Source organism: Micrococcus cohnii, assembly GCF_014205175.1.
Lineage (GTDB): Bacteria > Actinomycetota > Actinomycetes > Actinomycetales > Micrococcaceae > Micrococcus > Micrococcus cohnii.
The window spans coordinates 1242045-1253542 of record NZ_JACHNA010000001.1; the positions used below are offsets into that span (position 1 = coordinate 1242045).

Annotated in this window: 11 protein-coding genes; 6 read left to right on the forward strand and 5 right to left on the reverse strand. The window is 72.5% G+C overall.

Translation table 11 applies throughout. The annotated features are described in order from the left end of the window. Positions 1-27: 27 nt before the first annotated feature. Both HDA30_RS05590 and tpx read right to left on the reverse strand, forming a co-directional pair. Positions 28-1470: a trypsin-like peptidase domain-containing protein gene (locus HDA30_RS05590; protein WP_288817735.1), complete on the reverse strand. Its 1443-nt coding sequence runs from the start codon at positions 1468-1470 to the stop codon at positions 28-30. A gap of 33 nt (positions 1471-1503) precedes the next feature. Beyond that, the gene (tpx, locus tag HDA30_RS05595; RefSeq protein WP_158496692.1) at positions 1504-2004 is read right to left on the reverse strand and encodes a thiol peroxidase; all 501 of its coding nucleotides are present in this window, start codon (positions 2002-2004) and stop codon (positions 1504-1506) included. A gap of 135 nt (positions 2005-2139) precedes the next feature. Here tpx and HDA30_RS05600 point away from each other — a divergent pair, with 135 nt between their 5' ends. Beyond that, positions 2140-3021: a patatin-like phospholipase family protein gene (locus HDA30_RS05600; RefSeq protein WP_281383499.1), complete on the forward strand. Its 882-nt coding sequence runs from the start codon at positions 2140-2142 to the stop codon at positions 3019-3021. Positions 3022-3031: 10 nt separating this feature from the next. On the opposite strand, the gene HDA30_RS05605 is transcribed toward HDA30_RS05600, so the two are convergent. Continuing rightward, entirely contained in the window at positions 3032-3529 is a 498-nt protein-coding gene (locus HDA30_RS05605) for a PACE efflux transporter (RefSeq protein ID WP_343059305.1), read from the reverse strand. An 86-nt stretch (positions 3530-3615) separates the two neighbouring features. Here HDA30_RS05605 and HDA30_RS05610 point away from each other — a divergent pair, with 86 nt between their 5' ends. Next, complete coding sequence (locus HDA30_RS05610; protein ID WP_158496691.1) at positions 3616-4131, forward strand: ferritin; 516 nt, start codon at positions 3616-3618, stop codon at positions 4129-4131. Between the two features lie 181 nt (positions 4132-4312). Next, positions 4313-5257, forward strand: coding sequence for a DUF808 domain-containing protein (locus HDA30_RS05615; RefSeq protein WP_184241334.1), 945 nt, complete (start codon positions 4313-4315; stop codon positions 5255-5257). A gap of 142 nt (positions 5258-5399) precedes the next feature. On the opposite strand, the gene HDA30_RS05620 is transcribed toward HDA30_RS05615, so the two are convergent. Then, positions 5400-6263 carry an alpha/beta fold hydrolase gene (locus tag HDA30_RS05620; RefSeq protein WP_184242386.1) on the reverse strand — a complete coding sequence of 288 codons (864 nt, stop codon included), beginning with the start codon at positions 6261-6263 and terminating at the stop codon, positions 5400-5402. Between the two features lie 160 nt (positions 6264-6423). Between HDA30_RS05620 and nadA the strand changes: the two genes are divergently transcribed. The 3 genes from nadA to HDA30_RS05635 are packed head-to-tail and all read left to right on the forward strand — an operon-like array spanning position 6424 to position 9838. Beyond that, positions 6424-7773 (forward strand): quinolinate synthase NadA, encoded by a 1350-nt coding sequence (gene nadA, locus HDA30_RS05625; RefSeq protein ID WP_343059307.1) that lies wholly within the window; start codon positions 6424-6426, stop codon positions 7771-7773. Continuing rightward, on the forward strand, positions 7770-8663 hold the full coding sequence (gene nadC / locus HDA30_RS05630; RefSeq protein ID WP_158496689.1) for a carboxylating nicotinate-nucleotide diphosphorylase: 894 nt from the start codon (positions 7770-7772) through the stop codon (positions 8661-8663). The genes nadA and nadC overlap by 4 nt, the downstream gene beginning before the upstream one ends. After that, a complete protein-coding gene (locus tag HDA30_RS05635) occupies positions 8660-9838 on the forward strand; it encodes an aminotransferase class V-fold PLP-dependent enzyme (RefSeq protein ID WP_158496688.1) in 1179 nt (392 codons plus the stop codon). Before nadC ends, HDA30_RS05635 begins: the two co-directional genes overlap by 4 nt. Positions 9839-9938: 100 nt before the next feature. Here the strand turns inward: HDA30_RS05635 and HDA30_RS05640 are convergent, their stop codons facing one another. Continuing rightward, complete coding sequence (locus HDA30_RS05640; protein ID WP_158496687.1) at positions 9939-11381, reverse strand: sodium/glutamate symporter; 1443 nt, start codon at positions 11379-11381, stop codon at positions 9939-9941. Positions 11382-11498 lie beyond the last annotated feature (117 nt).

The window sequence follows — 11498 nt, forward strand, 5'->3', positions numbered from 1 at the left end:
GTGGGCGGGCGCGTCCTGCAGACGGGTTCAGTTGACCACGGCCTCCTGCAGCGTGGCCGTCTCTTCTCGTTCCTCGCCGTCGGGGGTGATCCAGGTGACCTCCACCTGCTCGCCGACGTTGCGGTCGTTGATGCGACGCGAGAGCACGTTCATGCTGTTGCCGACCGACTCCCCGTCGATCTCGGTGATCCGGTCGCCGCGTTCGAGACCGATGTCGTCGGCCGCGGAGCCGGGCTCGACGCCCTCGACGCGCACACCGGTGGGCTCGTCGTCCTGGATGATCTGGATGCCCAGGGCCCCGTCGGCGCCGATGCTGACGTCCTCGGTCTCCTCGCCCGAGAGCACCTGGTCGACGACGTCGATCGCGTCCTGCAGCGGGATCGCGTAGCCGTCGACCGCCCGCGAGGTCCGACCGTCGCTCGCGGCCACCGTGACGCCCACGACCTGGCCGTCCGCGTTCACCAGCGGGCCGCCGGAGTACCCGGGCACGACGTCCGCATCGGTGCGGAACAGGCCCTTCAGGTGCGAGAGGTCCCGCTGCTGCTCGTCGCCGGCGAGGATCGACTCGTCCGTGCCGAGCACTTCTCCGCGCACGGCCGTCAGATACCCCTGGCCGCTTCCGTTGCCGACCGCGGCCACCGCATCACCCCGGCTCGGCGGGTCCTCGGCGAGCGAGGCGGTCTGCAGTCCCGAGGCGTCCTGGAGGCGCAGGACGGCGATGTCATGCGTGGCGTCGCGGCCGAGCACCTCGGCCTCGAAGAGCTCGCCGGTGTCTGCGACGCTGACGCGCACCGTGGTCGAATCCGCGACCACGTGATAGTTCGTGATGGCCAGTCCGTCAGCGGAGAGCACCATGCCGGTGCCGGTGCCCACGCCCATGCCGACCTGGGACTCGACCATCAGGATGCCGGGTGCTTCGTCGACCGGCAGCCCCTCGTCCAGGGCGGCCCCGGAGTGCGCCGGTGCACCCCAGTCGACCTGCACGCCGTCGTGGGCCTCGACGATGTCGCGGTGCCAGCCGGGGCGCTGGCCCGTCGAGACCCCGCCGTCCTGCGCCTCGACGCGGGCGGTCGACTGCAGCAGGTCGCGCAGCTCTCCGACGGCGATCGCCCCGCCGCCGAGGGTGAGCACCAGAGCCCCGACCAGCCCGGCCGCTGCGATGAGCCGACCCCCGCCCGAGCGATGCGGCGAACGCTGCGCCGCCTGAGCCGGCGGGAACCCGGACGGCACGCCGTCGAGGCCGGGCCGGAGGGGACCGGGGCCGTACGGCCAGGGCCCGTACGGGCTCGGAGCGTGCGGCGCCGGGCCGCGCGAGGCCGCGCCGTGCGGCGCCGTGCGGCGCAGACCGAACCGGGCCGGGCCGGGCGGAGCCCACGGGCCGCGCACGGAAAAGTGCTGCCCGGGGCGCTCGCCGGCGTCGGGTCCGAGCTGATCGTGCCGGTCGACGTCGCGGCCCTGCTGCTCGCTCACGTGCGCTCAGATCTCCTCGAGGCTCGGGGCCGCTCAGTCGCGCGCCGCGGCGAGGGCGGCGTCGTAGTCCGGCTCCTGGGTGATGTCCGGGACCAGCTCGGTGTGCGTGACAACGCCGTCCGGGCCGACGACCACGACGGCACGCGCCAGCAGCCCGGCCAGGGGGCCGTCCTGCATCGTCAACCCGTAGTCGCGGCCGAAGTCCGAGCGGAAGGTCGACCCGGTGACGACCCGGTCGATGCCCTCAGCACTGCAGAAGCGTCCGGCCGCGAACGGCAGATCCGCGGAGACGGCGAGCACGACGGCGTCCTCGACCTCGCTCGCGCGCTGATTGAAGGTGCGCACGGACGCGGCACACACGCCGGTGTCCAGCGACGGGAAGATGTTCAGCACGACGGTGGAGCCGGCGTGGTCGCTGAGCGTGACCGGGGACAGGTCCTGCCCGGTCAGTTCGAACGCGGGGGCGGGTTCACCCACGACAGGCAGCTCGCCGACGGTGGTGACGGGGGTGCTCTTGAATGCGGTGGTGGCCATGGCTCACAAGCCTAGGATGAACGGGTGGCCGAGCACACTCCCGACCAGAGCCCCTCCTCCGACGGCGAACGCGTCTGCCCCTCCGCCGGACCCTCCTCCGGCACCCGCGTCCCGCGGACGGCATCGGCGGCACGCCTGCACAGCACCGTCACGGACACGGCCCTCGTCTTCGAGGGCGGAGGCATGCGCGCCTGCTACACGTCGGCGGTCGTCGCCGCGCTGCTGCGCGACGGGATCTTCTGCGACTTCGTCACCGGTGTCTCGGCGGGGTCGTCGAACGCGGCGAACTACCTGGCCCGCTCCCCCGAACGTGCCCGTGAGTCGTTCGTGGACTTCGCCGCCGACCCCATGTTCGGCTCCTGGCGCACGTTCGCGCGGGGCCGAGGACTCTTCCACGCCGAGTACATCTATCAGCGCGCCGGCCTGCCGGGAGCGGCGCTGCCCTACGACTGGGACACCTTCGAGGCGAACCCCGCGCAGCTGACGCTGGCCGGCTTTGACGCTGTCACCGGAGACACCCGCTGGTGGACGCGCCAGGACTTCAGCACGATCGAGGACCTGATGGTGCGCATCCGCGCCTCCTCGACCATGCCGGTGCTCATGCCGCCGGTGCGCCTCGACGACACCGTGTACGTCGACGGCGCCCTGGGCGTCGACGGCGGCATCCCGATCACCGCCGCACGCCACGCGGGCTATGACAGGTTCCTGTTCGTGCTCACGCGCGAGCGCTCCTACCGCAAGCCGCCCGAGCGCTTCCCGGCGTTCTACCGGGCCACGTTCCGCCGCCACCCGGCGGTCGCCGACGCGCTGCTCAGTCGGCACCGCCGCTACAACGCGACGCGCGAGGAGGTGTTCGAGCTCGAACGCCAGGGCAAGGCATACGTCTTCGCTCCCGAGACGATGCCGGTGAGCAACGGCGAGCGCGACGTGGCGCGATTGGCCGCCGCCCACGAGCTGGGCGCCCAGCAGATCCGCCGGGAGCTGCCCGCGATCCGGGAGTTCCTGTCCCTGGCCTAGTCGGCGGCCGCTAGGCGGCGGAGTCGGGCAGGCCGAACACCACGTCGAACAGGTAGGCGTACACGGCCGAGTACACGAGAAAGAAGACGATCAGGCCGGCCTCGATCACGAGGGCCTGCCACAGGCTCACGGAGAGGATCAGCGCCACGGCCGGCACCAGGAACACGACCAGACCGGTCTCGAACCCGACGGCATGCGCGAGGCGCGCCCACCAGGGACGCCCGGTGACCCCGAGCCGACGCTCGAGACGTTCAAAGACAGTGTTGAACACGAGGTTCCACGTCAATGCGACCGCCGACGAGACGACCGCGACCAGGAGCGCGGGCCCCTGCTCAGCTCCGACGCCACCGGCCAGGATGAGCGTCGTGAACAGGACGGCCAGCAGTTCGAACACCACGGCGTAGACGACACGGCGACGAGCGGGCGAACCGAAGACGCGTCGCCCCACCAGCGCGGGTCGGCCACCCGGGCCCCGCGGCACGGACGGATCATCGGACGGGTACGGCACGGAGCCACTCTATCGACGACCACGCGACACTGAGGTGAGCCTGTCCACGGTACCCACGCCCCGGTGCCGGGCGTACATTGGCGGCCATGAAGCTCACTGACGACCTGCTGCAGAAGTTCAACGACCAGATCACCCTCGAGCTGGAGGCGTCGATCGTCTACCGCCAGCTCGCCATCTCCGCGGACAACCTCGACCTGTCGGGCATGGCCGAGTGGCTGCGCCGCCAGGCGGACGAGGAGATCGTCCACGCCAACAAGTTCATCGACCACGTGACCGATCGCGGCGCCCACGCTCAGATCGGCGCGATCAACGCGCCGACGGTGGGCAAGGACCTCAGCGCGCTGCAGATCTTCCAGGCCGCCCTGGCCCACGAGGAGAAGGTCTCCGAGGCCATCCGCGAGCTGTACCGCGCCACCGACGCCGCCGGCGACCTGAACGCTCGCCCGCTGCTGAACTGGTTCGTGGACGAGCAGATCGAGGAGGAGGCCACCGTCTCCGAGATCGTCGGCCAGCTCGAGCTCGTCGGCGATGACGGCTCCGGTCTGCTGCGCATCGACCAGCGCCTGGGCGCGCGTCCGGTCGCCACGACCGAGCCCGCCTGAATCCCGGGCTGATCCAGCGCGTCGGCCTGGTCCGACCGCGCGCCTGCGGGCCCGGTGACCTCCTGATCCGTTCTGGAGGTCACCGGGCCCGGTCCGTGTTGGGGACGGCTCGCTATGCTGGGCCCGCGCCGCAGCGGCGTCGGTGCCCCGTCGCGCCGCCCCACCCCTGAGGAGGACTTCCATGAGCGGTCTCGTCGCTCTGCTCGATGACGTCGCGGCTCTGGCCCGGATGGCCGCCGCCAGCGTGGATGATGTGGCCGCCGGCGCCGGGCGTGCCTCGGCGAAGGCCGCCGGCGTCGTGGTCGATGATGCGGCGGTCACCCCGCAGTACATGACCGGCGCCGCCGCCCAGCGCGAGCTGCCGATGATCTGGCGGATCACGCGCGGCTCGCTGCGCAACAAGCTGCTGATCATCCTGCCCGGCCTGCTGCTGCTCGATTGGCTGGCCCCGTGGTCTCTGATGTGGCTGCTGCTGGCCGGCGGCACGTACCTCTCCTACGAGGGCGCGCACAAGGTGTGGGCCAAGCTCACCGGCCACGGACATGAAGAGAAGTCCCCCGCCGTCGAGCAGGGGCCCGAGGCCGAGGACGCCGTGGTGCGCGGCGCGGTCACGACCGACTTCATCCTGTCGCTGGAGATCATGGTGATCTCGATGAACGAGGTCGCACAACAGACGTTCTGGATCAAGGCGGCGATCCTCGTGGTGGTCGCGATCCTCATCACGGTGGCCGTCTACGGCGCCGTCGCGCTGATTGTGAAGATGGACGACATCGGCCTGCACATGAACCAGAACGCAGGCACCTCGGGCGGCCGCGCCTTCGGTGCGGGCCTGGTGAAGGCGATGCCGCACGTGCTGACCGTGATCACCGTGATCGGCACCGTGGCGATGCTCTGGGTCGGCGGCCACATCGTGCTCAAGGAGCTCGCCGAGCTCGGGGTGCCATGGCCCTATGAAGTCCAGCACCACCTGGTGGAGCCGGTCGTGCACGCCACTGGCTCGGTGGTCGGCTGGCTCGTGGAGACGCTCTCATCCGCCGCCTGGGGCCTGGTGTGGGGCTCCCTCGTGCTGGCCGTCGTGCTGCTGGTCAACCGGCTGCGCGGCAAGAAGGACACCCTCGACCACTGACGCACAGCGCCGACGCCGACACGCGACGGGCCGTGGAGGAGCACCCTCCACGGCCCGTCCTGTGTCCGGGTCGTCGTCTCGCGACCCCGCGGCCGGGCGTCAGCCCCCGCGCGCCCGAGCTCCCGTGCGCCCGCCCCGCGCCTCAGTCCGCCGTGAGGAACGTGCGCACGGCGGCCACGAAGCGCTCGGGCTGGTCGGCGTGCACCCAGTGCCCGGCCCCGCGAATGCTCACCTTCACGACCTTCGGGAACAGCGCCTTCATGGCCGGCACGTCCTCGTCGAGGATGTAGTCGGACTCCGCCCCGGCCAGCCACAGCACCGGCCGGTCGAAGGTCCGTTCCGGGTCGTCCTCGAACGCCGGCTCCGGGAAGCCGCCGATCTCGGCCAGGTTCGCGTGCAACATCCGCACGTTCGGCTGCCAGGTGAACGCCCCGGCGTCCCGGCGCAGGTTCTGCAGCAGGAACCCGCGGATGCGCTCGTCCGGCACGTCTCGGGCCAAGACCTCGTCGGCCTCGGCGCGGGTGCCCAGCGCGTCCAGGTCCATGCGCAGCAGGCTGCCGAGCAGATGGTCGAACTGACCGGTGGCCATCGGCGCGGTGCGCGGGGAGATGTCGACGACCACAAGCCGGTCGACGAGCTCGGGGTGCCGCAAGGCCAGCACCATCGCGACCTTGCCGCCCATCGAATGGCCGAGCAGATGCACCGGACCGTCGGCGGCGAGCCCCGAGCGCAGGTGCTCGGCCACCCGATCGGCGATGCGCCGATAGTCGACCCCGTCGGTCCAGGGCGAGCCGCCGTGGTCGGGCATGTCGATCAGCTCGATCGTGAAGTCCTCCGAGAGCGCCTGCGCGACGCCGGTGAAGTTGCGCCCCCGGCCCATCAGCCCGTGGATGAACGCCACGCGGGCCGGGCCCTGTCCGACGCGTGTGGAGGCCAGGGCCGCCGAACCCTCTGCGGGCTCGGGTGCGGGCGACGACGTCGGGGACGGGCTCGTCCGGGACGGCATGGGGTCGGAAGTCTGGTCGGGCGTCTGATCGCTGGTCACCGGACCAGGGTAACGAGGCCGACGGACACGGAGACCGAGGGCGATCCGCGCATCGACTATGGTCGGGGTCACCCTGCACCGCCCCGGCGCCCGCCGGAACGACCCCCAGAGGAACCACGACGTGCCCGTCTCCCCCACGCCGCTGCCCACTCCCTCCGTCCGCGAGGCCCTCGACCACGCCGCCGCGACCACGCCGACGACGCCCGGCTGCTCGTCGGGGCTGACCTCCCCGCCGTGGGACGAGGACGCGTTCGCCCCCGGATCGAGCCTCGGCTACGGCCCGGGGGCGTCCATGGACGACGTCGCCCCCGTCGGCATGCCGCGCCAGCAGACGCTGCCGGAGGACCTGCGCGACGCCGACGAGGACGAGCTGCAGGATCGCATCGTGGCGGCCCGCCGCGCCCTCGGCGACCGCGTGGTGCTGCTCGGGCACTTCTACCAGCGCGACGAGGTGGTGCGGCACGCCGACTACGTCGGGGACTCCTTCCAGCTCGCGCGCGCCGCGACCGCGCACCCGGACGCCGAGGCCATGGTGTTCTGCGGCGTGCACTTCATGGCCGAGACCGCCGACCTGCTCTCCGGGTCCGAGCAGGCGGTCGTCCTGCCCCACCTGGGCGCCGGCTGCTCGATGGCGGACATGGCCGACGTCGACTCGGTCGCCGACTGCTGGGAGCAGCTCGAAGCGCTCTACGGCACGGAGGCCGACGACCAGGGGCGTCAGCCCGTCGTCCCGGTGACCTACATGAACTCCTCGGCCGCGCTGAAGGCGTTCGTCGGTGAGCGCGGCGGCATCGTGTGCACCTCGTCCAACGCCTCGGCCGTGCTCGAGTGGGCCTTCGAGCGCGGGCGGCGGGTCCTGTTCTTCCCCGACCAGCACCTGGGACGGAACACGGCCAAGGCCATGGGCGTCCCGCTCGAGCGGATGCCGACGTGGGCCCCGGGCCGGCCCCTCGGCGGGAACACCGCCGAGCAGCTCGAGCAGGCCCGCGTGATCCTGTGGCACGGCTTCTGCTCAGTGCACCGCCGCTTCACCGTCGACCAGATCGAGAGGGCGCGCGCCGAGCACCCCGGCGTCCACGTGATGGTGCACCCGGAGTGCCCGATGCCCGTCGTCGACGCCGCGGACTCGTCGGGCTCGACCGACGCGATCGTAAAGACCGTCCAGGCGGCGCCGGCCGGCTCGACGTTCGCGATCGGCACCGAGATCAACCTTGTGCAGCGCCTGGCCGCGCAGCATCCCGAGCACACCATCTTCTGCCTCGACCCGGTGATCTGCCCGTGCTCGACCATGTACCGCGTGCATCCGGCGTACCTGGCCTGGGTGCTCGAGGAGTTGGTCGCCGGCCGCGTGGCGAACCGGATCACCGTCCCTGGGGAGCAGGCCGAGCACGCGCGCACGGCGCTGCGGCGGATGCTCGCCGTGGCCCCATCCCCTGCCCGCGGCACCGCGACCGGGCAGGCGGACCGATGAAGCCGCACGACGTGGACGCCGCGCGCCGCGAGACCCTCGAACGTGCCCTGGCGGAGGACGCCCCGCATGGCGACGTGACCGGCGAGGCGTACGTGCCCGCCGACGCCGTGAGCCGCGTGGCCGTGACCGCGCGCGAGGCCGGGGTGTGCTCGGGGCTGGACGTGCTGGCCGAGGTGTTCGCCCTCGTGGACCCCGCCGTCGAGGTGCTTCCCCGCACGGCCGACGGGCGCGCCGTCGCCGCCGGCACGGTCCTGGCCGAGGTGCGCGGTCCGGCACGCGCGGTGCTGCGCGGTGAGCGCGTCGCACTGAACCTGCTGCAGCGCATGTGCGCGATCGCCACGACGACCGCCGCTCACGTCGAGGCCGTCCGGGCCGCCGGCGCCGACGCCCGAGTGACGGACACGCGCAAGACGGCCCCGGGGCTGCGCGTGTTCGACCGGCAGGCGGTACGCGACGGCGGCGGCCACAACCACCGCCGCGGCCTGTCCGACGCCGTCATGCTCAAGGACAACCACTGGGCGGCGATGGGCCTGGCCGACGCGGACGGCACGCTCACCGCCAGCGACGCCGAGGTGACCGCCGCCCTGCGCGCCGTCCGGGCCCGGCTTCCGCACACGGTGCACATCGAGGTCGAGGTCGACCGTCTCGAGCAGATCCCGCCGGTGCTGGCCGCGGGCGTGGACACGATCATGCTCGACAACTTCTCCCTGGCCGACCTGCGCGCCGGCGTCGAGCTGATCGGCGGGCGCGCGCTCGTGGAGGCCTCGGGCGGCGTCACCCTCGAGACGATCGGCCCGATCGCCGCGACCGGCGTCGACATCGTCTCCGTCGGGGCCCTGACCCACTCGGTCCGGGCGCTCGACATCGGCTTCGACGCGGTGGCCGCGTGATCTACCTGGACCACGCCGCCACCGCCCCGGTGCGGCGCGCGGCCGTTGAGGCGATGTGGCCGTACCTGACCGGACGGTTCGGCAACCCGTCCTCCGCGCACGACGTGGGGCGTCGTGCCGCGGCCGGGCTCGAGGCCGCCCGCGCGCAGGTCGCCTCGGCGCTCGGCGCCCGGCCGGGGCAGGTCGTGTTCACCTCGGGCGGGACGGAGTCCAACGCGACCGCCGTGCTCGGCGCCGTGCGGGCGGCTCTCGCGCAGCGGCCGGTACGGGTGCTGACGACGGCGCTCGAGCACAGCAGCGTGCGCGCCGCGTGCGAGCAGGCCGAACGCGTCGACGCGGCCGTGGTCGAGCGCCTCGACGTCGACGCCGACGGCCGGATCGACCTGGCCAACGCCGCACGGCGACTCGGCCACGGCGCCGACGCGCAGACCCGAGGCACGACGCTGGTGGCGGTGCACCTGGCGAACAACGAGATCGGCACCGTCCAGCCGATCCGCAAACTCGCGGAGCTGACGCGGGCGGCGGGCGTGCCGCTGCACGTGGACGCCGTGCAGGCCGCCGGGCAGATTCCCCTGGACGTTCGCTCGCTCGGGGCGGACAGCCTCGCGCTCTCCGGCCACAAGGTCGGCGCGCCTCAGGGGATCGGCGCGCTGTGGCTGCGGCCGACGTTCGCCCCCGAGCCGCTGCTGCCCGGCGGCGGGCAGGAGCGCGGCCGCCGCTCTGGCACTCAGAACGTGGCCGGAGCCGTCGGGCTCGCCGCCGCGATGCTCGAGGCCGAGCGCGAGAGACGGGACCGAGCGGCGGCGTGGGCGCAAGGGCGACACGAGTTCGTCGCCCGGGTGCTCGACGGAGTGCGCCCCCACGCGCCGCGGGTGCGGCTGACGGGGCATCCGGACGCGCGACTGCCGCGCCACGCCTCGTTCGTGCTGCCCGGAGTGAACGGAGAGTCGGTGCTGGTCGAGCTGGAGCGCTCGGGCGTCGTGGCCTCCGCGGGCTCGGCCTGCTCGGCGCACGATGCCGAGCCCTCCCCCGTGCTGACCGCGCTCGGCCTCAGCGCGGACGAGGCGCGCACGGCGCTGCGCTTCACGTTCGGCCCCGACGAGACGCCGGAGACCCTGCGGGCCGCGGCGGACGCGGTGGTCGCGGCCGTCGCGGCCGTCGCCCGCCTGACCTGACCGGCCTGGCCCGGAGCGCAGACGTCGCGACCCCGCCGCGGCGCAGCGGCGGGGTCGCGGGAGGCTCCTCGGCCCGTCCGGCTCGGGCAGAGGGCGCGCGTCAGCGGTCGGCGGTGGTCCGGTCCGCGCCGACGTCGTACTGCGGTCTGCGGCCGAAGTAGAAGAACCCGGCCAGCACCGCCGCCACCAGCAGCAGCGCCATGACGCCGAGCATCGGGTACGGGCCGAACTGGACGATCAGCGGGATCGAGGCCGCGGTGATCAGGCCGCCACCGAAGAACGGTTCGAACACGAGCTGCTTGTAGCCGAAGCTCTCGTAGGCCGGGCTCTGCCCCTTCGGGTCGGCCATGCGCAGCAACAGCAGGCCGGTGGCGGTCACGCCCATCGCCTGGCCGAAATCGGCGATGCCGCGTTCGAACCAGTACGAGCGCATGAACCGCGGAGCGAGAACGACGAGCACCACGATGTTCCACACGATGCCGGCGAGGGCCAGGATGGCGAACGGCGCGAGGTTCTCCGCCACGGCGGCCAGGGAGAGCGTGGCCAGCGCGGAGATGATGAGCAAGTCCAAGGACAGTCCCTGGATGCGTTCCATGATGCCGCGGTCCACCAGGCCGATGCGGTCGTACCGGTCCAGCAGCCGCTGGACGAGGACGCCGCCGAGCATGGCCAGCGGGAACAGCGGCAGGAACGCGAAGATCTCCACCGTGTCGGCCCACAGCTGCTGCTCGATCCACTTCAGGGCGCTCAGCATCAGCTGGCCGAGCACAACCGCCAGGCCGACGACGCCCACGTGCACGGTCAGCGACTCGACGGAGGCCTCCCGAGTGGTCTGGTGCCCGGCGTGCGGGCGGTCCTGCCGGGTGTGCAGGCCGCGGGCCTCCCAGCGGTCGATCTGGGCCGTCGCGTCCAGGGTGGCCGAGCGCTTCGTGCGGGCCGCCCAGTTCACCAGGATCACGCCGATGACGACGCCGCTGACCATGCCGACGGTCGCCATCGTCAGGGCGAGGTCTCCGCCGTGCTCGAAGCCCAGCTCGTCCATGACCGGCGCCATGCCCGCCGCGGTGCCGTGGCCGCCTTCGAAGCCGATCTCCAGCAGCGCCCCGAACTCGGGGCCGACGCCGAAGAGCGGGCCGAGCAGCAGCACCGCCAAGAGCAGGCCCACCACATACTGGCCGGAGGCGAAGGTGACGCCGAGGGACAGCTGGGGACCGAGCAGACGCACGGCGGACTTCGGCGAGGGGATGCGCGAACCCAGGAACAGCGTGGCGAACACGACCGAGATCAGCAGCCCCGGCAGCGACGACCAGACCTCGAGCACCTGCTCGCCGAACAGGCCGCCGGCGGCGAACGCGTCGGTGCCCATCGCCGAGGCGATGCGGCCCAGGACCTCGGGGCCGACGAGCAGCGCCAACACGCCGGAGATGAGGGAGACCGGCAGGAACAGCCTCTGGGTGATCGTCGACGACGCCCTGATCCAGGCACCAATCAACGCCACCATGGCCAGCAGCAGGATCGCCAGGCCGATCGTCGACGCGCTCATCGCAGTCCTTTCATGGTCACGAGGTGTTCTCCGTCACGGCGCGACAGAGCCCGGAGAACCCTAGCAGCTCCCTGAGAGTTCGGCACGCTTTCAGGGCAGCCTCTGGACTTCTCACGC

Bases quoted from the DNA above. Each gene is read 5' to 3' on its own strand.
- tpx (WP_158496692.1), bottom strand. From the start codon at position 2,004: ATGGCCACCACCGCATTCAAGAGCACCCCCGTCACCACCGTCGGCGAG.
- HDA30_RS05610 (WP_158496691.1), top strand. From the start codon at position 3,616: ATGAAGCTCACTGACGACCTGCTGCAGAAGTTCAACGACCAGATCACC.
- HDA30_RS05615 (WP_184241334.1), top strand. From the start codon at position 4,313: ATGAGCGGTCTCGTCGCTCTGCTCGATGACGTCGCGGCTCTGGCCCGG.
- HDA30_RS05620 (WP_184242386.1), bottom strand. From the start codon at position 6,263: ATGCCGTCCCGGACGAGCCCGTCCCCGACGTCGTCGCCCGCACCCGAG.
- nadC (WP_158496689.1), top strand. From the start codon at position 7,770: ATGAAGCCGCACGACGTGGACGCCGCGCGCCGCGAGACCCTCGAACGT.
- HDA30_RS05640 (WP_158496687.1), bottom strand. From the start codon at position 11,381: ATGAGCGCGTCGACGATCGGCCTGGCGATCCTGCTGCTGGCCATGGTG.